Source organism: Mucilaginibacter sp. P25 (assembly GCF_050859465.1).
Lineage (GTDB): Bacteria > Bacteroidota > Bacteroidia > Sphingobacteriales > Sphingobacteriaceae > Mucilaginibacter > Mucilaginibacter gossypii.
In genome coordinates this window covers 5,190,192-5,212,974 of the sequence record NZ_CP193937.1, presented here as the reverse complement: position 1 = coordinate 5,212,974, position 22,783 = coordinate 5,190,192, and the positions used below count along the sequence as shown (strand labels likewise).

The 22,783-nt window shown below is 43.1% G+C and carries 23 protein-coding genes and 1 pseudogene; 18 read left to right on the top strand and 6 right to left on the bottom strand.

Annotated elements, in window-relative coordinates:
* Positions 1–487: 487 nt before the first annotated feature.
* Positions 488–1,477, bottom strand: a complete 990-nt coding sequence (locus ACRQ5D_RS26280; protein WP_432329874.1) for a sensor histidine kinase — start codon at positions 1,475–1,477, stop codon at positions 488–490.
* A gap of 20 nt (positions 1,478–1,497) precedes the next feature.
* Entirely contained in the window at positions 1,498–2,835 is a 1,338-nt protein-coding gene (locus tag ACRQ5D_RS26275) for a CHASE3 domain-containing protein (RefSeq protein ID WP_432327120.1), read from the bottom strand.
* Between the two features lie 237 nt (positions 2,836–3,072).
* Between ACRQ5D_RS26275 and ACRQ5D_RS26270 the strand changes: the two genes are divergently transcribed.
* Positions 3,073–5,385 (top strand): PAS domain S-box protein, encoded by a 2,313-nt coding sequence (locus ACRQ5D_RS26270; protein WP_091176188.1) that lies wholly within the window; start codon positions 3,073–3,075, stop codon positions 5,383–5,385.
* A gap of 136 nt (positions 5,386–5,521) precedes the next feature.
* On the opposite strand, the gene ACRQ5D_RS26265 is transcribed toward ACRQ5D_RS26270, so the two are convergent.
* Complete coding sequence (locus ACRQ5D_RS26265; protein WP_432327117.1) at positions 5,522–6,028, bottom strand: ABC transporter permease; 507 nt, start codon at positions 6,026–6,028, stop codon at positions 5,522–5,524.
* Here ACRQ5D_RS26265 and ACRQ5D_RS26260 point away from each other — a divergent pair.
* Together ACRQ5D_RS26260 and ACRQ5D_RS26255 are read left to right on the top strand one after the other, a co-directional pair.
* Entirely contained in the window at positions 5,927–6,334 is a 408-nt protein-coding gene (locus ACRQ5D_RS26260) for a sensor histidine kinase (protein ID WP_432327116.1), read from the top strand. The two genes, ACRQ5D_RS26265 and ACRQ5D_RS26260, sit on opposite strands and share 102 nt — an antisense overlap.
* A 117-nt stretch (positions 6,335–6,451) precedes the next feature.
* Positions 6,452–6,826 (top strand): response regulator, encoded by a 375-nt coding sequence (locus ACRQ5D_RS26255; protein ID WP_091176192.1) that lies wholly within the window; start codon positions 6,452–6,454, stop codon positions 6,824–6,826.
* A gap of 334 nt (positions 6,827–7,160) precedes the next feature.
* Here ACRQ5D_RS26255 and ACRQ5D_RS26250 read toward each other — a convergent pair whose 3' ends face one another.
* Positions 7,161–7,331 (bottom strand): hypothetical protein, encoded by a 171-nt coding sequence (locus tag ACRQ5D_RS26250; RefSeq protein WP_176844601.1) that lies wholly within the window; start codon positions 7,329–7,331, stop codon positions 7,161–7,163.
* A 109-nt stretch (positions 7,332–7,440) separates the two neighbouring features.
* The gene (locus tag ACRQ5D_RS26245) at positions 7,441–7,611 is read right to left on the bottom strand and encodes a hypothetical protein (protein WP_176844602.1); all 171 of its coding nucleotides are present in this window, start codon (positions 7,609–7,611) and stop codon (positions 7,441–7,443) included.
* A 107-nt stretch (positions 7,612–7,718) separates the two neighbouring features.
* On the opposite strand from ACRQ5D_RS26245, the gene ACRQ5D_RS26240 reads away from it, so the two are divergent.
* The 11 genes and pseudogenes from ACRQ5D_RS26240 to ACRQ5D_RS26190 all read left to right on the top strand — a co-directional run bounded on the left by ACRQ5D_RS26240 (position 7,719) and on the right by ACRQ5D_RS26190 (position 18,887).
* Complete coding sequence (locus ACRQ5D_RS26240) at positions 7,719–8,735, top strand: hypothetical protein (RefSeq protein WP_432327113.1); 1,017 nt, start codon at positions 7,719–7,721, stop codon at positions 8,733–8,735.
* Complete coding sequence (locus ACRQ5D_RS26235) at positions 8,654–9,916, top strand: hypothetical protein (RefSeq protein WP_432327111.1); 1,263 nt, start codon at positions 8,654–8,656, stop codon at positions 9,914–9,916. The genes ACRQ5D_RS26240 and ACRQ5D_RS26235 overlap by 82 nt, the downstream gene beginning before the upstream one ends.
* 1 nt (position 9,917) lies before the next feature.
* Entirely contained in the window at positions 9,918–10,385 is a 468-nt protein-coding gene (locus ACRQ5D_RS26230) for a low affinity iron permease family protein (protein ID WP_091176222.1), read from the top strand.
* Positions 10,386–10,560: 175 nt separating this feature from the next.
* Positions 10,561–11,049, top strand: a complete 489-nt coding sequence (locus ACRQ5D_RS26225) for a DUF421 domain-containing protein (protein ID WP_432327109.1) — start codon at positions 10,561–10,563, stop codon at positions 11,047–11,049.
* A 366-nt stretch (positions 11,050–11,415) separates the two neighbouring features.
* On the top strand, positions 11,416–11,799 hold the full coding sequence (locus tag ACRQ5D_RS26220; RefSeq protein WP_091176224.1) for a TraR/DksA family transcriptional regulator: 384 nt from the start codon (positions 11,416–11,418) through the stop codon (positions 11,797–11,799).
* 81 nt (positions 11,800–11,880) lie between these two features.
* On the top strand, positions 11,881–12,021 hold the full coding sequence (locus tag ACRQ5D_RS26215; protein WP_432327107.1) for a hypothetical protein: 141 nt from the start codon (positions 11,881–11,883) through the stop codon (positions 12,019–12,021).
* Positions 12,018–12,746 (top strand): DUF72 domain-containing protein, encoded by a 729-nt coding sequence (locus ACRQ5D_RS26210; RefSeq protein ID WP_091176200.1) that lies wholly within the window; start codon positions 12,018–12,020, stop codon positions 12,744–12,746. Before ACRQ5D_RS26215 ends, ACRQ5D_RS26210 begins: the two co-directional genes overlap by 4 nt.
* A gap of 452 nt (positions 12,747–13,198) precedes the next feature.
* Positions 13,199–14,451, top strand: a pseudogene (locus ACRQ5D_RS26205) (glycoside hydrolase family 127 protein); the annotation flags it as partial.
* 33 nt (positions 14,452–14,484) lie between these two features.
* Positions 14,485–15,210, top strand: a complete 726-nt coding sequence (locus tag ACRQ5D_RS26200; protein WP_431200872.1) for a hypothetical protein — start codon at positions 14,485–14,487, stop codon at positions 15,208–15,210.
* A 442-nt stretch (positions 15,211–15,652) separates the two neighbouring features.
* The gene (locus ACRQ5D_RS26195; RefSeq protein ID WP_432327105.1) at positions 15,653–17,656 is read left to right on the top strand and encodes an FAD-dependent oxidoreductase; all 2,004 of its coding nucleotides are present in this window, start codon (positions 15,653–15,655) and stop codon (positions 17,654–17,656) included.
* 223 nt (positions 17,657–17,879) lie between these two features.
* Positions 17,880–18,887, top strand: a complete 1,008-nt coding sequence (locus ACRQ5D_RS26190) for a GntR family transcriptional regulator (protein ID WP_091176206.1) — start codon at positions 17,880–17,882, stop codon at positions 18,885–18,887.
* Here ACRQ5D_RS26190 and ACRQ5D_RS26185 read toward each other — a convergent pair.
* Positions 18,882–19,913, bottom strand: coding sequence for a GntR family transcriptional regulator (locus ACRQ5D_RS26185; RefSeq protein ID WP_091176226.1), 1,032 nt, complete (start codon positions 19,911–19,913; stop codon positions 18,882–18,884). The genes ACRQ5D_RS26190 and ACRQ5D_RS26185 overlap by 6 nt on opposite strands.
* A 253-nt stretch (positions 19,914–20,166) precedes the next feature.
* Here ACRQ5D_RS26185 and ACRQ5D_RS26180 point away from each other — a divergent pair, with 253 nt between their 5' ends.
* From ACRQ5D_RS26180 to ACRQ5D_RS26165, 4 genes are all read left to right on the top strand, one after another.
* Positions 20,167–21,081, top strand: coding sequence for a hypothetical protein (locus tag ACRQ5D_RS26180; RefSeq protein ID WP_432327103.1), 915 nt, complete (start codon positions 20,167–20,169; stop codon positions 21,079–21,081).
* Between the two features lie 223 nt (positions 21,082–21,304).
* Positions 21,305–21,508: a hypothetical protein gene (locus tag ACRQ5D_RS26175; RefSeq protein ID WP_432327101.1), complete on the top strand. Its 204-nt coding sequence runs from the start codon at positions 21,305–21,307 to the stop codon at positions 21,506–21,508.
* A 46-nt stretch (positions 21,509–21,554) separates the two neighbouring features.
* Positions 21,555–22,454: an oligogalacturonate lyase family protein gene (locus ACRQ5D_RS26170; protein ID WP_431198350.1), complete on the top strand. Its 900-nt coding sequence runs from the start codon at positions 21,555–21,557 to the stop codon at positions 22,452–22,454.
* Positions 22,451–22,777, top strand: a complete 327-nt coding sequence (locus ACRQ5D_RS26165) for a hypothetical protein (protein ID WP_431198349.1) — start codon at positions 22,451–22,453, stop codon at positions 22,775–22,777. The genes ACRQ5D_RS26170 and ACRQ5D_RS26165 overlap by 4 nt, the downstream gene beginning before the upstream one ends.
* Positions 22,778–22,783 lie beyond the last annotated feature (6 nt).

Genomic DNA, 22,783 nt, shown 5'->3' with positions numbered 1-22,783 from the left:
GCATCAATCTTTTTTTAAATTTAGGTATATTCAACTACATCTGCTAATTTAAAAGCTATCCTGGTGTGATGTAATTTATTAGTATTCAGTTATTTTAAAGCTTTGTTGAAAGAAATGATTAGCAACATCGAAAAAGAAATAGAATTAAAAACATTAGCAAGGCTATATCAGCATTCACAGGATCTTTTAATATATTTTCTCCGGTATAAATATATCCGTATTTGATAGATCGTCATTGATCAGGATGCTGCAGCTCAGTACATTTATTTTTATTGCTGAGTTATGGCCGGTAATTTGTATCAAACAGGTGCCACAACTCCCCATTCCGCAGCACATCCCCAAGCCCGTTCACTATTGCCCAGGTGATGTAATGTAAATAAAATGCCTTTTTTTCGGGCATCGTATGCTACTTTAAACTTTAACGGGTGCGATAGGTAAATTAATAAAAAATCTCCGGTTACCCGTAATACCCGTAAGGATGCTCGGTTTAAGCCAACGGTAAACTGAAGTGAAAAACAGATCCTGTACCGCTTTCGCTTTCTGCCCAGATCTGTCCTTCGTGCCGGCGGACGATCTCGGCACTTAAATAAAGTCCTATACCGAAACCTGAAATATGACGGGTTTGGTTGCTTTCAACCCGGTAATAACGGTCAAAGATCCTCGGCAGGTCCTGTGCATTAACCCCCATTCCCTCATCTTTTATGCTAACCTGTGCAAAGCCATTGACCGGAGCGCATTTCACTTCAATCTTCCTGCGTTTGGGCGAGTATTTAACGGCGTTGCTAATCAGGTTGGAAATTACCGAGCCGATCTTTTCCCTGTCGGCGTTAACCTGCACATGATTACTGATATCAATGTCAATAATATGAGTGGAAACAGTGAGCCCGTATTCCTCAACAACTTCCCTGATCAGCAGGTCCAGATCAAATAATTCTTTATTGATCGCGATTTTGCCCGATTCCAGGCGCGATATATTCAGGAACCCGTTAATCATGCTGCTCATCCTCTTCGCTTGGATATCCGCTTTTTCCATAGCACCCGCGAGAAAATTATCAGGATTATTTTTCAACTTGAGGTTAGCTACCTGGATCAGCGCCATCAACGAGGTTAACGGGGTTTTAAGTTCATGGCTCACCATGCCTATAAAATCATTTTTTCGCAGCTCGTCCTGTTTCTGTTCTGAAATATCCCTGGCGATCTTGGAAACCCCGGTGATCTTTCCGTGTTTGTCACGTATAGGCGAAATGGTTAGGGATACGTCCAGGACACGACCACCATTCGCCAGTCTTTTTGTCTCAAAATGTTCCATGCGCTCCCCGTTTTTCAAGCGGGCTATTATCTGCGGTTCCTCATCCTGCCGGTCTTCCGGAACCAGTTTAAGAATAGATTGTCCTATCATTTCTGAGGCTGGATAACCAAAGATCCTTTCTGCAGATTTGTTCCAGCTGGTGATCGTCCCATCCAGCGATTTGCCTATTATCGCATCATCTGATGATTCTACGATGGCGGCCAGTTTGGCACTGCGTTCCTCTGCTTTTTCTGATCGGATATGTCAAGCGCGATCACCAGTCCGGCATAAACCATTCCCCGTTCATCTGTTAATGGTACAAAATCTACCTGCAGATCATGACCGCCGGTGCTTTTAAGTTCGGTCCTTATCTGCTCACCGTTCAACATCAGCTCATGGTACTCCCTGGTTATGGCATATCGCTCCGGAGAGTTAAGTTCGGCCATGTGTAAACCTGCATAACTATCTTCGTTGTAACCTAATTTTTGCATCAGGTCACCTTCCATCGTTATCAGGTTATACTCCCTGTCAATAACGAGGATCAGCGAGCGGGGAATATTGACGGCTATAGAACGGAATAACTGCTCCTTCTTTTGTATTTCTTCCCTGCTTCTTTGCAGTTCCTCATTACTTGCCAGCATTTCTTCGTTTGATGCCGCAAGTTCTTCGTTAATAGCTGTAAGTTCTTCATTAAGGGCTTGTGTTTCCTCTTCGCTTTCTGCAAGGGATTTAGTGCGTGCGGCTACCAGTTCCTCCAGCGATCCGTTCATCCGTGAAAGTGCTTGTTGTGCCTCCAAAAGCTCACCATTGATAGAGATGAGTTCTTCGTTTGCTGTGCTGATCTCTTCGTTAGCCGCGGTAAGTTCCTCATTAAAAGCCGCGGTCTCCTGTTCTTTGACCTCCAGTTCCCGCTGCAGACGGTCTTTGACCTTCACATCGCGAATTGCACTGATATATGATAGTGAGGCGATCACAACGGCGAGTATGAGCACTACGATTATGGCTGCAGGAGCAACAAAGGTATAACGCTCCAAAACTGCCCGGCGTTCATCCAATAGTTTGCGTTCGGTATCTTCTGCATGGTCAATGGCATGTCGTAATTCATCCATGGCAGATCTTCCTTCTTCCAGATCGGCAGTGGAAACAAGCTGTTGATGTTGTTTTTTTGAAACAAGTTGCTCCAGGATAGCCATTCGATGGGTTAGTATTACACGGATGCCTGCCATGTTGGCCTCCTGCAGGGCGTTACCGGCGGTTAAGGCACTTACCTCGCTAATCAGGCTCTGTGTTTTGAGATATGCACCCTTATAAGGACCTAAGAAGATGGCCTTGCCTGTGAGTAGAAAGCCACGCTGTCCTGTTTCTGCATCTTTCATTGATGAAATAGCTTGTTCAAGCTTCTGGATCACCAGCGTGCTGTGCCCAACAGCTTTATTGCTGTTTAGCAAATTATTAATCGTAGCGTAAGAAAACAATCCTACGATCAACAGGATCAATATTGAAAACCCGTAGCCGAGCTGCAAATTGCGGGTAAAGTTCAGTCGCATAGAGATACCGGGTAACAATGTTTTTAAGGGGTATGCAATAATTTATGATTTTACGAAAAAAACACGGAGATGGTTTGGCGTTGCCGGTAATAAATGCTGAAGGTAACATAGATGTTACAATTTTATGCCTGCTATTTATACAAAGGTTTAACTTTAACTAAGGGGCTTAATTTTTTTAATTGGTAACTTACTAATTAACAATAACGTTTAACAACTTTATTGATTTACTAACTATATATGAGAAAAGGGGCGTTTGGAATTGCCTTTGCTTATTTGTTGATTAGCCTGTTGTGGATCATGTTCAGTGACCGGCTATTGTTTTATTTCGAAGGAATACTTAGCCCCAACCAATACCTGTGGCTGAGTTTAGGAAAAGGGTGCTTGTTTGTGGTGGTTACAGCAATTGCTCTTTACGCTTTGATCAGGTCAGAAGACCAAAGGTTGAAGCAGAGCGAAAAGCAATACCGGAGCATGTATGAATCCAATCCAAACCCGATGTGGATTTACGAGCCGGGGACACTCCGGTTCATTTCGGTAAATGATGCCGCCATTGCTGTTTATGGCTACAGTGCGGAAGAGTTCAGGCAGCGGACAATTCTGGATATCAGGCCTTTGGAAGACCGGGAAAATGTGATTTCTTCATCAGAGCGGGTGAACAGTAAGCTCAATGATAGCGGTACCTGGCGTCACATTAAAAAGGACGGGCAACTGGTTTATGTAAATATTACCTCCCATAAAATCTGGTTCAATAAAAAGCCTCATATCATGGTTATGATACGTGATATGACCGAACGGGTGGCATTTGAGCGGGCTCTTGAAAAAGTAAACCAGGAGCTTTTAGAAGAAAAACACAAGCTCAGTGAAACCCAGTTGTTGTCGCGGGTGGCCGGATGGGAATTCTACCCTCGCGAAAACAAGTTGATATGGTCAGACGAAGTTTATCGCATTGCGGGCTTGAAACGAGATGGGCGCGAAGCTTTCGATATTTATGTACAGCATATTTTTCCGGAAGACCGGCCGCTGATGATCAACGCTTTGCATGACCTGATCAGTACCGGTAAACAACTCGATATAACGCACCGCATTACTGCGCTGGACGGCACAACCCGTTACATCCGGCAGCTTGCCCGCGTAGAAAGCAGCGGGGAGCAGGAACTTAAAATAGCAGGTTCGCTACAGGATATTACTGAGCTCAAGCTATTGGAAATGGAGCGTAACCGGTACCAGTATAGCTTTGAGCATACGCTGAACAGTATCACCGATTGTTTTTTCGAGCTCGACCACCAAATGAAAATAACCCGGATAAACGATATTTTTCGGGAGATGGTTAAAACAGACAGAAGTCGGATTATTGGTGCAAGTGTTTTTGAGTTTTTTCCTAAAGCCGAAAATAAGTTTTATCATGTTTACCAGAAAGCGCTTGAAGAAAGGATTATTGTAAGGCACGAAGATTACTCGGTTGTCCTGCAGCGCTGGCTGAGAATGGCTGCATATCCTACTGATGAAGGCGTTGCTGTATACTTCGCCGACATTACCGAAGACAGGCTTAAAGATGAACGGTTAAAAGAAGCAGTTGAACGTTACGAACTGGTGGCCCAGGCGACGAGGGATGTTGTTTATGACCTTAATATTGTTGAAAACAAACTGGTATACAATACAAGCCTTACGCATTTGGTGCAAATACCGCTCGATGAAATTAGTTATGAGCTGGAATGGTGGCGGTCACTGATTCATCCGGATGATATGGAAGAAGTAGTGAGCAGCCAGGAAAAGATTAGCCGCGCGGGTTTAACCAACTGGGAATGCGAATACCGGCTCAATTGCGGTAAAGGCGAATATAAATACGTGATGGACCAGGGGTATTTTATATATAACGAACAAAAGCAGCCGATACGACTGATAGGGGCGGTAAGAGATATTGATGCCCTTAAACGCAGCACCCAGGAAAATAAGCGGCTGGCGCGCATCATCAAACAGGTAAATAACATGGTGCTTATTACAGATGACCTGCGAAGGGTACAATGGGTAAATAATGCCTTTGTAGAGCTGACCGGTTACGCTATGGAAGAGGTAGTAAATAAAATGCCGGGTGATTTTTTGACAGACCCCGATGACCCGGTGATCCAAACGTTAATAAGAAAGCAACAGGCCAGGGAAGCTTTTGGTATAGATACAATCATTTATACCAAAAACAGAACCCCGGTTTGGGTATCAGCCCAGTTAACCCCGGCATATGATGAAGATAACGCTTTTCAGGGTTACATCATCGTTTGTCAGGATATAACCTACCGTAAAGAAAAAGAAGAAGAGATTAACAGGCAGAACCGTTTACTCCGTGAGGTTGCGTGGATAAGCTCACATGAGATAAGGCGGCCCGTGGCAACTATGCTCGGATTGGTAAACCTGCTGGATATGACTGAAGATGAGAGCGAGCGAAAAGAAATCTTTTCAAAACTCCGCGAATGCGCCGCGGAAATGGACAGCATGGTGCATGAGATCCACCGTCGCATTGAAGCGGAAAAAGTCATGCAAATTGCGCGCGACCTTTAAACAGGTCATTTAATGGTTAACATTAAAACTTAGTAAAAACTTCACATCACTTTGCCTTAGCGAAAGCCTGCCTGAATAAAGTTACGACAGGTTTTTTAGTATTATACTCCATATGCCGTAGCCGGAATTGTTCCGGCTATTCGCTTTTCAGGCTTTTTATGGGGCAAGTTAACGCTGCTTTTATCGTGTGTAAGCTAACCGTAAGCAGTGTGATGACAAGGGCAGTAAAACCGGTAACGATAAATATCCATGCCGATATACCCGTCCGGTAATCAAAATGTTGAAGCCAGTTGTACATCAGGTAAAATGCTATAGGTGTAGCCAATAGTAATGAAAGCATGACCAGGCTAATGAAATCTGCAGATAATAACCGCCAAAGGTTGAAAACTGTTGCCCCCAACATCTTACCAACGCCGATTTCTTTTACACGTTGTTCGGTCATAAAGGAAGCCATGCCAAACAATCCCAGGCAACTGATAAAGATTGCCAGCCCGGCAAAAAAGGCGGCCAGCCTGCCCATGCGCTGCTCGTTACCAAATTTTTGAGCGTAGGCTCCGTCGATAAAAGTATATTGAAAGGGTTGCTCGGGATTAAAACGTTTAAATACACTCTGGATATTTGCTATAGCAGTACAGGCACTCACCTTTGGGTTAATACGCAGCTATACTGTACCCCCGGCATCTTTATTAAAAAAATAAACACATGGCTTCACCTCCGGGACAACGGGAAAGGTATCCCTGAACAAGCGCAATCAAAAATATTCAACAAATATACCTCATATACTACTTTTGGTACAGCCAGTGAAAAGGAAAGCGGTCTTGAGCTGTTATTATGTAAAGAGTTTGTAGAAAGAAACAATGGCATCATACGGTTTGAAAGTAAGGCAAGGATCGGAAGTACGTTCTATTTTACTGTGCCAATAGAAAACGAAGAGTTGGTTGCTCTTTAAGGGGCTTTAAACAGGTCAGAAGATGGGGTGTCTACCTATTTTTCAATAATCCTCCGATATCAGGGCATGATGTTTGTGTGAAAAGAGTTATGTTAAAACGTAGCTTTTAGAACTATAATGATTGCCTCTTATCAGAAGAGAGTCCTGGTTGTTGATGATGATAAGGACATTCGTGAATTAATGCACCTGATCCTGGAAATGGAGGGATATGCGGTAACCGAACTGGATAATGGTCATGGCGTCCTTGAAGCTATACAAGTCTTACGACCGGATGTTGTGCTGCTGGATGTTATGCTGGGCGATATGGATGGCCGTGACATTTGTAAACATTTGAAGAATGACCCGGGTATGCAGGATATACCTATAATCATTGTTTCGGCAAGTCACGGGTTGCATACGATGAACGAGAAACAATGTGGCGCCAATGATTATCTGGCCAAGCCTTTTGATGTCAATGAGCTCATTAACCATGTCCGGCGTTTTGCCGCCTGACGGGTGCCATTTCGTAAATCTCCGGTTGTGCAATGGCCTGGCAGTTGCCATAGTGGCTCAAATAATTTTTTTATATAGGCTGCCAGCAGGTTAATTAAGGTTGAAATTTCAGGAAGGTTTTCGAGGGTACGAACGATGCCTATCAGTTGGTCCTGCATCTCTGCGGAAAAATATTGTTGCTGAGCCGCCGAAATTTTTCAATCGTATCATTCCACGTAAACGGACGTGTAAAAAAACATGATAATCTCCCTGTTCCCTAATTAGGGTTTGGCTGTTTTTGAGGCCGATCTCCACCTTGGTTTTCATTTTATAGAGATAAGCAACAGTATAAGGATCAAGCAGGCAGGCAACTATCAGCGGTTGATGAAGCGGGAAACCTGTACTTACTTTCAATTGGCTGCATTTTGCATTTGCCGCCTTCGCCCATAGCCTGCAATTGCCTCAATAATTTGGGGATGGCAGGTTTGTTACCAGCGTGGATCAGCGACCCCAAAGCATCAAGCAAATGGCGTTTCAGTTATTCGATGGCGGTTTCACCGATGTCATCATAACGGGCATTAAGCGCGAAGCGGGCGATCTTAAAATTCTGCAGCTCTTTTTCCATGATCTACCTGTTAATTGCTGCGGCCGCGAAACAATGAGATAACCCAGATGATGACCGCGATAACGACGATTACCGCGAAAATGCCCACGGCAGCACCTGCTTTAAAAATACCGACAATGGCATCACAGCTGCTCAATAACACGCAAAGGCTTAAGAATAGTGGTGTAGTTAACTTTTTCATAGACTGATAGTTTTATACTTAAAACTTAAAACAGTGAGCGATGTTTTAATTATCATTTAAAAGATATTTTTTCAACGATTTTTTTAATTGTTAATCGATTTAAACCTATGAACGCATCACCCTGGTTTTGGAATACCAAAGCCGCCCTGCACTTGCCTGACCTTATTCCGGTATATAAAACCACAGCAGGCAATTATGATTTTAAAATATATGACCTTGGCGACAGTTGCTGGCTGGTGGCTCGATGGCCGGATGGCAACCAGATTGCTTTCCGGCTGGCTTATTCACCAAACGACCGGTTGCAGATCACAATAAAAGAAAGGAAAAATGACCTGCGATTGAAGATTGGCTCGTTACTGGGCGACTACGAAGTTGTTTTGACGCTACCCACAGAAAACCGGCCCGTACTTCATTACACCACCAGGTTAACGCCGGCCTCCACCTTATTGTCCCCTTACTGGCCGCGCGACATTGTGCCGCTTGGTTCCGGGGAAAGTGAAAGCATGGCCGAAGGACAAATACATACCCGGCAGGTGGGTACACGTTCGGGACAGCTCTATTTTAGCATGAACCAGCCAAAAGCGGGTTCGGTATTATATCTGCAAAACCTGACCGCTTTGGCCGGTTACAACCAGCAAACCGAAACCTCCGCAGGGGACAGTGTAGGCGGCGAATGGCCCGAAATCGGCTTCGGCCTGCCGCCCACCATTAAAAATAAACCGCTGGCAGCAGGTAAAAGCTATACTTTGAGTGATGCCTTTATTGTTTTTTCGGAAGAAGTGCCTGATGATGAGGCGGCTATGGCTCAGCAATATCTCAACCTGCTGGCTGAAGTTTACCTGGCTTTACCCAAACCGGCAACCAATTATACCCATTGGCCCGACATACTTGGCAAAGGACTAAAGGACCTGATAGACAGCCCGGGCTGCTGGGTACAACTTGATGGTCATCATTATTTTAACGCCTATGTATCAGACTATGTCACTCCTCCCGAAATCATGGTGCAACTGGCGGTACTGCTTCCTTTACTTGATTATGTGGAATGGAGCGGCGCGGAACTGGAAGTAATGAAAAAGTTAAAGCCAGCTTGCCATCATTCTATAGTGAAAAATACAGCACCATAATGCGCTGGCACCCAAAAGCAGCCGATACGCTGGAAGGTGAGGAGGAGCAAAAACAACCGCTGGTTATGGATTCCTGGTACCTGCACCACCCTTTGTTAAACCTGTCGCGCCTTGCGCTGAAGGGCGATAAGGTTGCCAGGAAACTCTTTTTGGATTCTTTGGAATTTTCGATAAGGGTGGCGCATCATTTTGATTATAAATGGCCGGTTTTTTATAAAGTGGATACTCTTGAGGTAGTGAAAGCCGAAACGCAGCCAGGCAAAGGAGGTGAAAAGGATGTGCCGGGTTTATTTGCCCATGTCATGCTGCAGGCCTGGGAGCTTACGGGCGAAAAACGATATTTAACCGAAGCGGAAAAAGCTGCTATGCATTTGCGCGGACAGGGGTTCGACCTGTTTTATCAGGCCAACAATACAGCCTTTTCAGCTGGTGCAATGCTGCGCTTATATAAAATCACCAAAAAAGAAATTTACCGCCAGCTTAGTTATCTGTGCCTGGCCGGTGTATTTAACAACGTGAAGCTTTGGGACTGTGATTATGGCTATGGGAAGAACTTCCCGACATTTTTTGCGCTGTTTCCGCTTAATGATGCTCCTTATACGGCAGTATACGAAGAGCAGGAAGTGTTTTGCGCGCTGCATGACTATCTCCGCAACGCCCAAGATATTGAGATTTTACCATCGGTACGCCTCCTGATAACCGAATATGTCCGTTACCTTGTAGACCGTGCTGCTTATTACTACCCAACAATGCTTCCAAAAGAAATGCTCCAGGAAAAGCCCAAAATAGGAGAGGTTGATCCGAACCTGTGGATCGCGCTTGAGGATTTACATGACGGCTGGGAAAAATCAGGGCAGGTAGGCCAGGAAGTATATGGGGCAGGCAACGCTTTCGGGATCCTGCCACGCCACTATATCCGTATACCCGATCAGCCTTTCATGGTCTTCACTGATTATCCTCTCTATCGATTTTCAACCAGGAAGCAAGATTATCTTCATGTCCGCATGGCGGGCGATAATCGCATCGACTGCCGCCTGATGGTGGTTAAGACCGGTCCTGGTAAATTACCAGGGGTAGAAGTGCACATTAATCATAAGCCTATCCACGGCAAAAAAAGCAAAGGCGGCCACTTTGAATATTTAATACCCGGCAATGCCGAAATCACTATTAGCTGGAAATAACATGAAAAAGAAAATCAATTACTTTGAGCGGTTCTCTAACTGGGCTACTGCGGCAACCGGCAGTTCGGCCGCTTTTATTATCGCTGTGTCCACCATCGTTGTATGGGCTGTTACCGGGCCGGTATTTCACTACTCAGAGACCTGGCAACTTATTATCAATACCGGTACAACCATCGTTACTTTTTTAATGGTCTTCCTTATCCAGAAAGCTCAGAATAAGGATTCGAAAGCTGTCCATTTAAAACTGAATGAATTGCTGGCCTCTCACGAAGGTACCAGTAACAGGATGGTAAATATTGAGGACCTGACTGAAGAGGAGCTGGATCACCTGTACAAATTTTATATCCGTTTATCAGAACTGGCGCAAAAGGAGAGTGACCTTACCAAAACACATTCTATTGATGCAGCGAAGGTAAATCAACAAAATAAATCAAAACGTTATACCAGGAGTAATAAGAGGTCAGAGTAACCGGATTCCTGGAAGCGCCGGTGGCGCGTCAGTTATTGAGTTTATGATAAGCAAAATAAGATTTTTGATCATCATCGGGTTTGTTGCAGCGGGCATTTGGCTGGCGGTAAGGTATCGTTCGGCCCAAAACGTCAAGCCCGTAGTTGTTTGCAGCGGACCTTTAAAAAATTGAGTTATGGAAAAGTTATTGATCACTGTTTTTGGAGAGGGGAAGGACCTGAATGCGCTGCAAATGAGCAGCCGCGGCGTTGTTATCTTTTTTATAGCGCTTATACTGATCCGCATTTCAGGACGTCGCTCTTTTGGGTTACGTACCCCGCTTGATAATATCGTCAGCATTTCGCTTGGGGCTGTTATGAGCAGGGCGGTGGTTGGCGCATCGGCTTTTGTGCCGGTTATTGTTTGCTGCTTTGTGATGGTTCTGCTGCACCGGCTGCTGGGCTGGCTTATTGCACGTAACAGTCCTTTGGTTAGTTGGGTAGAAGGAGAGAAGATCCCGCTTTTTCGTGGCGGCCGGTTTGATGAAGAGCGGATGAAACGGGCGCTGGTTTGCCGTGAAGATGTGATGCAGAGCGTTCGCAAATCTGCACTTACCGAAGACTTAGAAAAGATACACAAGGTGTATATGGAAAGGAATGGCGATATCAGCGCCATTAAAAAATGATACCTATGGAATGGGATATAAGATGTTCAGGGTTTTACTATCTTCACTGGAAAAATACTTTTACCCGGAGGTCTTAACCCTGGCTGCCGGACTGCTGAGAGACTGCCAGGGACTATTCCTGGTAACATCTCGTTTGAGGTTCATAAATGTCATTGAATAGATTTTAAATACATTGTAAATGCGTAATAGTTCTTTTGAAGAATATTTTTAATTATTTAATTAAATTGAGGAGAGGGTCGGCTGAATAATCAACTTTTTCGCGGGGAAGTGCTGTTAGGGGTTAATCCAAAGGGAACGATTTGAACAGTTTTGTTTGGCTTATCACATTTATGTCAACCATTTATGCAAATGTTTGTTAAGCCAATCATGCAACAAGAAACTACTAAAACACGGTACACTGATACCGAATTACATGAATTCAAAACGTTGATCAAAGAAAAGATCGGCATGGCACGCGAAGAGCTGCAGGAACTGGTGGGAACGCTAAGTGCTTCAAACACCAACGGGGACGATGCCGCAATTGCGGGCAAGACGCTTGAAGATGGTTCGGCAACTTTTGAAAAGGAACAGATCAACCAGCTGGCCGCCCGTCAGAAAAAATTCATCGAGCAGCTTGAAGCCGCGCTGATGCGTATTGAAAACAGGACTTATGGCATTTGCCGTTCTACCGGTAAACTGATACCAAGGGAACGCCTGCTTGCGGTGCCGCACACTACCCAAAGCATGGAAGCCAAACTTAAACAGGCATGAGTTCGGCATTTGTAAAAGAGGGGGAGGCCAGGCACCTTAAAGATGTTGCACCGAATATAGGCGCGCTACTTTTTTCTGCGGGTGGAAAACAATGGTACTATTATCCGTGATGAGAAAATCTACTTTAGTCAAAAACATGGCCGTGACGTTTTTGAATTGAGTGACGGCCTGGCTTATGCCCTTGACGATGACAATCATTGGTATATCATACTTGACCTATGAAAGGACTATTTTTTGGAGGTACCAGTGGCTTACAAATCGACAGGCCCAGGCGGGATTTTCCCCCTGAATACAGCCATTTGTCGCGGCTGGGTTATTATGCTTTGCAGGAGAACAGTATAGAGATCAACAGCTCTTTTTATAAAATCCCGCAGGCAAAAACCATAGCCCGGTGGGCAACGGAAGTAACCGAGGGGTTTCGTTTCACTTTCAAGCTGTGGCAGGGGATCACGCACCAGAAAAGTTTGTTTTTTAATGAGGAAGAGGTTACCCGTTTTATGCAGGCTATCCATTTGCCGGAAACTGAGCGGGGTTGTCTGCTTGTTCAGTTTCCGCCAAGCCTGCAGGCGGGAGCTCTTCCTCAGTTAACGGAATTGCTGGAGGCCCTTAAACCTTATACCTGGTCCATGGCCGTCGAATTTCGTCACCCGTCCTGGTACAGGGATGAAGTTTTTGAACTTTTAAACTGGTACCAGGCAGCAATGGTACTGCAGGATATGCCCAAATCGGCCACGCCCATGGAAATCACCGCCGATGAACTGGTTTACCTGCGCTTTCATGGCCCATCGGGCAATTATAAAGGAAGTTACAGCGAAAGTTTCCTTTCTGAATATGCTTCGTACATCAATGAATGGCAGCAGGAGGGTAAAATAGTTTACGTTTACTTCAACAATACCGCCGGGGCAGCGCTGGAAAATCTCCAGTTATTGAAACAGCTTCTCGCTTAATCGAAGCCCTTGGTAGCTTAAACTTGCCCTGTACGAACGCTTTATTGGATCGCCAAGCTGCATGTATTTATTAGTGTTGTAAATACAATTAATTTTTTTATTTCTGTTTTTCAATATAAATTATTTCTTATCTTGTCGTCGTTATAGCCTAAAATAGTTACACCATGCCAAAATTGCTGCTTGGGATGTGATAAGCGTAAACAACAATCTGAATTAATAATTTTATCTCGTCAATTGAATGTATTTAGTACGCTTATAATTATGTACGTACGAAATGCCGGTAAGGATGATTTTATCTTAAATGAAAAATTTTTATGATCATACGGATGTTCAATTGACCGGGCTCTTTGAACCTGGAGATATTGATGCGTTTAAAGAAATCTACAAATGGTATTGGCTAAAGCTCGTAGGTTACTAATAAAAATAAATAAAGCGCGGGATGGTGGGTTGACCTGCATTGTTTTTTTGAACTAACATATCATCAGGATGAAAAAAGATTACTTATTGCATTATCATTTTATTGCGGCATTGCTTATGCGCAAACCAAGGATTATCCCATTAAGCCGGTATCATTTACCAATGTAAAGCTTAACGATAAGTTTTGGACCTCGCGTATTGAAACCAATCGTACGGTCACCATCCCGGCATCATTTGCCCGGTGCGAGAATACCGGCAGGGTTAAAAATTTTGAAATGGCCGCCGCCCGCAGCGGTAAGTTTTGTACTAAGTTTCCTTTTGATGATACGGATATTTATAAAACCATTGAAGGGGCATCTTACTCGATGGCCGTTCATCCTGATACAAAGTTGGATGCTTATGTCGATTCATTGATCACGATAGTAGGAAAAGCGCAGGAGCCGGACGGATATCTTTATACCGCCCGTACTATTGACCCATTGCATCCGCACGCATGGTCGGGCCCGGAGCGTTGGGTAAAAGAGAACGAGCTGAGCCACGAGCTGTATAACTCCGGACACATGTTTGAGGCCGCGGCCGCACATTACCTGGCTACCAACAAGCGCAACTTTTTAGATATTGCGCTTAAAAATGCCGATCTGCTGATTAAAACCTTCGGGCCGGGTAAAAGGCATGTAGCGCCCGGCCACGAAATTGTGGAAATGGGCCTGGTACGCCTGTACCGCATCACCGGCAAAAAAGAATATCTCGATCTTGCTAAATTTTTTATTGACGAAAGAGGGCATCGCACCTATGATAAAACCAGTACCGACGAATGGAAGAACGGGATGTACTGGCAGGATAATGAACCTGTTATAGCCCAGGAAGATGCTGAGGGCCACGCCGTAAGGGCAATGTACCTGTACTCGGGCATGGCCGATGTTGCCGCTTTAACCGGCGATAAGGAATACATTGCCGCCATTGATAAGATCTGGAACAACATGGTTGGAAAAAAATCTATGTGCAGGGCGGCATCGGAGCTGTACCGGGCGGTGAACGTTTCGGAGCCGATTATGAGCTGCCAAATACTACCGCTTATAATGAAACCTGTGCGGCAATAGGTGATGTGTTCTGGAACCAGAGGATGTTTCTGCTGCACGGCGAGTCGAAATATATTGATGTGATGGAAAAAGTTTTGTACAACGGGTTAATTTCGGGTGTTGGGCTGGATGGTAAGACATTCTTCTACACCAACGCCATGCAGGTAACCAATGGGGTTACACATCATGAACTTGAGCCCGAGCGTTCCGGCTGGTTTGAGTGCTCATGCTGCCCAACCAATATGGCGCGTTTCCTGCCCTCATTGTCAGGCTATATGTATGCCCAAAAGGATAATAATGTATTTGTAAACCTGTTTATTGCCGGCACAGCCAATATGGAGATAGGTAATAAAAAAGTGAGCATTGTTCAAAGCAATAATTACCCGTGGAATGGTGCACTGTCGTTTGCTGTGACACCGGAAACTCCAACTAATTTTGCCATGCACATCCGGATCCCGGGCTGGGCAAGGGTAGAGGCGATCCCGTCTGATCTGTATGCTTTCCAAAATAAATCAGCCGCAAAAATCAGCCTGAAACTAAACGGCAAAGCTGTTGCTTATAAAGTTGAAAATGGCTACGCTGTAATTAACAGGCAATGGAAAAAAGGTGATAACATCCAATTAAACCTGCCGATGGAAGTTAAAAAGGTTATTGCCAATAAAGCATTGGTTGATGATAAAGGTAAAACAGCCCTTCAACGCGGCCCGATTATATACTGCGCCGAGTGGAAAGATAACGGCGGAACGGTGAGCAATTTAGCAATCCCTGCAAACGCAGCTTTTAAACCTGTAACCGAACCCAACCTGTTAAATGGCATAACTGTTTTAAAAGGAGAGATCCTGAGTAAAACAAAAGGCGAAGCTGCTAAAAAGGTAGAGCTTACGGCCATCCCTTATTATTCATGGGCAAACCGTGGTAAAGGCGAAATGACCGTTTGGTTTCCCGAAGTAAATGCCGCTACCAAATAAATATTTAAAGCCTCAGTAACTCTCCAGCAAAAAAATAGGATGGTTTAGGGTAATTGCATTCAGCATTCCCGTACTTGTTTTATTATTTGCCAAAGCATTGCTAAGGCTTTTCCATTACAGGCATGATACCAGCCTGTTTAGCAAATACCCTTGATGACCCTGACTATTGGGTGATCAATAAATACGCGAAAAGTATTTATATACACTACCAGTTCAACTGAGTTAACCGGCGCAGGAATTGGCAACTCATCACAGCAAACTTCCGAAACCTATACGCCATCATTTAAGCTCCCCGGCGTAATCTGAAAACATTTATATATTTTTTTAATTGTCAGATATTAGGCTTAAAATTAAATAATTAAAATTTACAAGTCTTAACTACCTATCCCTTAAGATTTACTGGCATATCTTTTTCTAAAAATGTAATGTTTAATAAGCAATCATGAAAAATATTAAAGTGATCATCCTTGCAATCATAACTACCTGTTTTATGGCCGGGGTTTCGGTAAATGCGCAAAGCAGCAAATTAATTACGGCTGATATTTGTGTATATGGCGGAACCTCCGCAGGCGTAATTGCTGCGTATACGGCAAAAAAGATTGGGAAAACGGTGATTTTGATAGAGCCGGGAAAGCATTTGGGTGGTATGAGTTCGGGAGGTCTTGGCTATACGGATATTGGGAACAAATATGTGGTGACAGGTTTAGCACGGGATTTTTACCGCCGTATAGGTACGCATTATGGGAAATTTGAACAATGGATATTTGAGCCAAAGGTAGCGGAGGGCATTTTTAACGATTATGTAAAAAGAGCTGGCTTTCCTGTTTTATTCCGGAACAGGCTTATAAAAGTGAAAAAGGAAGAAAATCAGCTAAAGGAAATTATAGTAGAGGACAGCTATAAGCCCTCGACTGCTACCAATAAGACTATTCGAGCTAAGGTATTTATTGATTGTACTTATGAAGGGGACCTGATGGCCCGCTCGGGTGTTTCTTATACTGTAGGAAGAGAAGCTAACAGCCAGTATGATGAAACTATAAACGGAGTGGAGTTGCTGGATAAACACCAGTTTCCGGATAATATTGATCCCTATAAAGTGCCGGGCGACGCGAAAAGCGGTTTGTTGTGGGGTATAAGTAAGGAAGTATTACAAGCAAATGGTGCAGGAGATAAAAAAGTGCAGGCATACAATTTTCGTATCACGTTAACCAATGTGCCCGAAAACCGGATCCCAATTTCAAAACCCGAAAATTATGATCCCAAAAAGTATGAGTTACTGCTGCGTTTAAAGGAGAAACAACCCTGGAAATCATGCTCCGATGTTTTTTTTATAAGTAAAATGCCTAATGGCAAAACGGATATCAATAATAACGGAGGTTTCTCGACGGATATGATCGGGATGAACTGGGAATATCCGGAGGCTGATTATAATACGAGGACAAAAATTTGGAAGGAGCATGAAGATTATACCAAAGGCTTCTTTTATTTTATCGGCAATGACACCCGCATACCCGGAAATATCAGGGACGAAATGAAACAATGGGGCTACCCTAAAGATGAATATACGGATAACGGGAACTGGACACCGCAGCTTTATATCAGGGAAGCCCGCCGAATGATTGGTGAACTGGTTATGACCCAGCATCATTGCCAGGGAAAAGAACAGGTAGAAGATGGAGTAGGAATGGCCGCATATGGTATGGATTCGCATAATTGCGAAAGGCTGGTAGTGAATGGCGTGGTGAAAAATGAGGGGGATGTTCAGGTACATGGTTTTGCGCCATACGCTGTTTCGTACAGGGCAATAGTCCCAAAGCAAAAGGAAGCCGCTAATTTATTTGTCCCGGTATGCTTATCTGCAAGTCATATAGCTTACGGATCAATCAGGATGGAGCCGGTATTCATGGTATTAGGCCAATCTTCGGCTGTGGCGGCATGCCAGGCTATTGATAAAAAAATAGCAATACAGCAGGTTAATGTAAAAGAAGTACAAAGCTTGCTCAGGACAGACCCTCTTGCAGACGGAAGTATGCCCGAAGTACTGGTTGACAATGAGGACAGTCACATAACAGGCAATTGGAAAACTGAAAAATCAGGCGGTTATGGGCCAACCTATCTCACTGATAACTCAAAAGCAGAAACTGCGAAATCGGTAAGATTTATTCCGGAAAAATTAAAAAAAGGTGCTTACCATGTTTATACCTATTTCCCCAAGGTTATGAATCCGGCAGCAAAAACTTACATTACTATTTACGATGGTGAGAAGGCCACAGAAAAGATAATCAACCAGTCTGATTTGCAGGTAGAAGGCCAAACTTCAGGTGAGTGGCTTCCACTGGGGCTATATAACTTTTCAGAAGAAAATAAGGTATATGTAGAAACTTCGAATAAAAACGCAGATGGCGTAATTGTGGCTGATGCAGTGCTTTTTGTGCCTGTTAGGTAGTTTTATCGTTTTTGTGCGACGCTTAAATTATTAAATGGTCATATTAAACATAGATTTATTTTATTAGAGGTGGAGCCTTAAAGTAGCTGATAAAAAATACCGATGCTGCCTATAACCCCAATATTTTAATTTAATAACATATTTTATATTTTCATTGCTTATAACGGCTTTGATAAATTTAAACTATGTTTAACGGCCGTTGTAAACCAATTAAACAAGCATAATGCAAACAAAGCAAAGAGCTAATTACGGGGTGAAATCCCTCGTACAGCAAATTGTCGGATCAATCAGTAAGAATATTGACAAAGGTGTTTACCGGAAAAATGAAAAGCTGCTATCAATAAATACATACAGCAAGCAACACGGTGTAGCAAGGGACACCATTGAAAAGGCTTACACGATACTTAAGAGCAATGGCTATATCCGTTCGGTTTCCGGAAAGGGTTATTTTGTAGTCGGTAAGCCCGATGTGCGGATCAAGGTACTTTTGTTGTTTAATAAGTTAAGCTCTTATAAGAAAACGGTTTATGATACCATCGTACGCACCCTGGGTGATAAAGCCAGGGTCGATCTTCATATTCATCATTATAATCCCGCTTTGCTCGAGGAAAGTATAGATTCAAATTTGGGCAATTATCATTATTATGTGGTAATGCCGCATTTTTTTGATTATAGTAACGAGCAGGAATATTTAACCATTTTAAAGAAGATCCCGGTTGATCAGTTGATATTGCTGGATAAAGATTTGCCCAAATTAACCAGGCAGTCGGCTGTATTCCAGGATTTTCGCAACGATATCTACGGGGCATTAAATGTAGTCACCGATCTGATTGCCAAATACAAAAAATTAATTATCATATATCCTGTAGACCGCCACCATCCGCCCGAAATTAAAGATGGAATAATGCAGTTTTGTGAAGAGAAAAACAAAAAGTTTGAAGTAATAGACGCTTTTAAAACAGACGATCTCAAAAAAAGCACCCTTTATATTGCATTGACCGAAAATGACCTGGCCGATCTGATTAAAGGCGCCAGAGCAAGTGGATATGAATTAGGGAAAGATATAGGGATCATATCTTTTAATGAAACCGTGTTTAAAGAATTATTGGATATTACCGTTATTACCAGTGATTTTGAAGAAATGGGCAGAAAAGCAGCTGAGCTAATGTTGCAAAACAAAGCCGCGGTTATTAAAAACGCTTTTAAAATAATTATCCGAAAATCGCTATAACGATGCTCTGAGTGTAAGGTAAAAAGGCACCTCGTAACGGCCGGTAGAACCATTTTTAATAATCTCCGCGGTCATTTTTCCCATTTGTTCAAAATCTGTGGATATAGTGGTTAAGCCATTGAGGATGATTTTTTTTAACGGGGTTTCATTGTATGATATCACGCCAACATCTTTACCTATTTTTAACTCCGTAGCCAGGATCCTTTCAATCAAAACCACAAGGTCGTTTTCCATCAGGTTAATGAATACATCTCCTTCATGTATGGGTTCGCCTTGTATGTCATGAACTACTTTGTAGGTAAATGCATATTGGATACAGAAACTGAAAAAGCCTTTCAAAATCTCGCCTGGAAAATAAGTGTATTCAGGAAATATAATCTTTAGGGTGTGATACTTTCTTAATTGCGGCAGGGCTTCCTCCAGGGCCTGGAAAATGTCTTTTTCAAAATTCTCGTACACGGCAGCAAAATCGCCTTTTATCCCTGGCACTAATTTATCAAGTATGATCAGTTTCTCTTTGGGCAGGGTATTGATAATATCGTGAACGTTTTCGCCGCCGTGCATAAAGTGCGGCAGGATCACATAATGAGTATAATCGTTGCTATTATTTTGAAGTAGTTTTTTAAAAAATTCGAAGTCGTTATTGTATATATAAAAGTCGATAGCGGCTTCATGCCCAAGACCATCAACTATGGCATCATAAACCAGCTTTTTATGGGTGCTTAGTTTATTAAATATTAAAAAAACTTTAAATTGCTGCCCCGCCTCGGTGTTTTTGATGTAATACCCCTTGCCAGGTACCGAGCCAAGCAGGCCGATTGATTTCAGGTGTTTATAAGCCTTTTCGGCGGTGTCACGTGATATTTCAAAGTTGCAGTTTAACTCATTAATGGATGGCAGCGTTTCGTTAATGATTAATTTCCCTTCACGAACACTTTTGATGATCGAGTTAGCTAACTGGATGTATTTAGGGGTAGATGAATAATAATCAATATAAATGTATTCTAAAAATCGTGAAGACTTCATAACTATTGAACTGGCTACTGGCAAAAACTTAAAGTTAATCAAATTAGGTTTGATAAGACTCCCACCTTTTGCGTGTGTAAGCCGGGGAAGCTTAATAAGCAGCCAAAATAAATAAAGTGATGAATTTGTTACAATAAGAGGGCCTTCAATCAGGATGGTGCAGGACGCTGTTGGTATGAACATGCCATAACTTTATCTATTATAAACCAGGGCTCGTGTTAGCCTGCAAATAACCAGATAAATACTATCCATAATGATCAAGCTGCCTTACAAGATCTTGTTTTGCGCTATTGGCGTCTCGCTTCGGCTTATTTTGCCTGCGCCACTTTTTGCACAGGCGGTTAAAACCAGCTTTAAGTTTGACTTTGGTAATGGAAAAGCTGCAGCGGGTTATCAAAAAGTAAGTCCTGATGATATCTTTAGCGAGCTTAAAGGCTATGGATTTGATTTTGGCCAGGAAGTAAAGGCAATAACGCGCGGCGAGGGGAATAAACTTACAGATGATTATATAACCGCTGATAAGCCTTTTTATCTCTCAGTAAATGTGCCTGAGGGTAATTATAAGGTTACCTTAACGGTTGGCGACGTCAAAGGTAGTGGTGATATTACGGTACGAGCTGAATCGCGGAGGTTGATGCTGGAAAAAGTAACGACCAATAATTCGGTTAAAAAGTTAAGCTTCATCGTAAACATCCGTAAGCCGGAAATAAGTACGGGCGGTAAAGTAGCGCTTAAGCCCCGCGAGTTGGGTAAATACGATTGGGACAATAAGCTTAGTCTTGAATTTAACGGTACAAGGCCCTGTGTTGATGCGCTGGAGATAGAAAAGGTAGATGACCAGGTAACCCTTTATCTGGCCGGAAATTCAACCGTAGTTGATCAGGATGATGAGCCATGGTGTTCCTGGGGCCAAATGATCCCCCGGTTTTTCAAACCGGGTGTGGCCATTGCCGATCATGCCGAATCAGGACTTAGTTTGGGTAGTTTTTTAAATAGTCATCGTTTAGATAAAGTGCTGAGTGTAATTAAGCCGGGCGATTATCTGTTTATAGAGTTCGGCCATAACGATCAAAAAGAAAAAGGGCCGGAGGATGGCGCCTATAAATCATATACAGAACGTTTTAAGCTGTTTATCAATAAAGCTCGCCAGAAAAAGCCATTCCGGTAATCATAACCTCTACCAGTCGCCGGGCTTTTAATGACAGCAATAAAGTGGTAAATACCCTTGGCGATTATCCCGATGCAGCCAGAAAAGTTGCTACAGAACTGCATGTGCCTTTGATTGATCTTAATGCGATGTCTGCTAAATTTTATGAGGCATTAGGTAACGAAGGGTCAAAAAAGCCTTTGTTTGGTATCCTGCAAACTCGTTCCCAAACCAGCCGAAAGATTTGGCTGATAACACGCATTTTAACAGTTATGGTGCTTATGAACTTGCAAAATGCATTATAGAAGGCATCAGGAGCAATCATTTGGGTATTGAGCAGTATATTATTGATGCGTCGCCTTTTGATTCCGCTCATCCTGATCCGGCAGAAACATTCAGCTTGCCAGCGAGTCCTAAAAACAGCACTGTAAAACCTGATGGAAATTAATTGGCGGTATGAACGTCGGAGCATATAAATTTTAATAAAAATGATAATGAGTAAAAAACTGGCTGTATTAACGCTTGTTGTTTTACAAGCAGGCATGACCGCTGTAAAAGCCCAGAAGGTAATGGAAACAGGTGGCGCCAAACCTATGCCCGCACAGTGGATTGATAGTGAAACAAGTCATAAGGTAATCCGCCTGGTGAACCGCGAAAATGACAATGGTAGTTTTTACTTCAACAATACACCTTTTGTTCCTCAAATAAAGAATGAAGGCGACCTAATGGTATTTTATGGTAAAACGGACAAGGGGGAGCAGCTATTTACGGTTAATTTAAAAACTCAGAAAATAGAGCAGTTAACAAACAGGTCGAAAGTATCCGGCGAGATGGTTTGCGCCAAAACCCGTGAAGCGTTTTACCAAAGTGCCGACAGTATATTCGCCGTAAATGTTAACACCCATAAAACAAGGTTCATTTACGCCTTTTTTCCCGACTTTAAAGGAAGGGTAGGTACTGTAAATGCCGATGGAACCTATATGGCCTCTGTTAAAGCTACCGGTGAGCAGGAGCGTGAAATACTTGCAAAATATCCCGAAAAGCATGATTTCTTTAACAGGATCTATGATGCCCATATCCAACATACCTTATACGTGCTCGATGTTAAACATAAAACATTGAAACAAATACACCAGGAAAACGAATGGACAAATCACCTGCTTTTTTCGCCTACAGATCCTGATAACCTTTCCTATTGCCATGAAGGCCCCTGGGAGAAGGTGGACCGGATCTGGAACATCAATATAAAAACCGGCGAAAACAAGCTGTTGCATAAACGTACCATGGTAAATGAAATAGCAGGCCACGAGTTTTTTCACCGCTGGGTAATACCGAGTGGTTTGATTTGCAGAAACCCAAGGGGCAAACATTTTTTCTGGCAGGCATTAATATGAAAACAGGAAAAGAAGACCGCGTTTATCAAATGGACAGGAACGAATGGTCGATCCACTTTAATGTAACTAAAGACGAGCAAACATTTGCCGGCGACGGAGGCAATTCCGGACAGGTAGCCAAAGCACCCGATGGTATGTGGATCTATTTGTTTAAGCCTAACGGCGATCATTTTAAATCAGAAAAACTGGTAAATATGAAACATCATAATTATCACCTGGAGCCTAATGTGCATTTTTCGCCCGATGAAAAATGGGTTATCTTCAGGGCCAACTTTGAAGGTCACGAAGGTGTTTACGCCGTGGAAATTGCCAAACATCAATAATTTTAA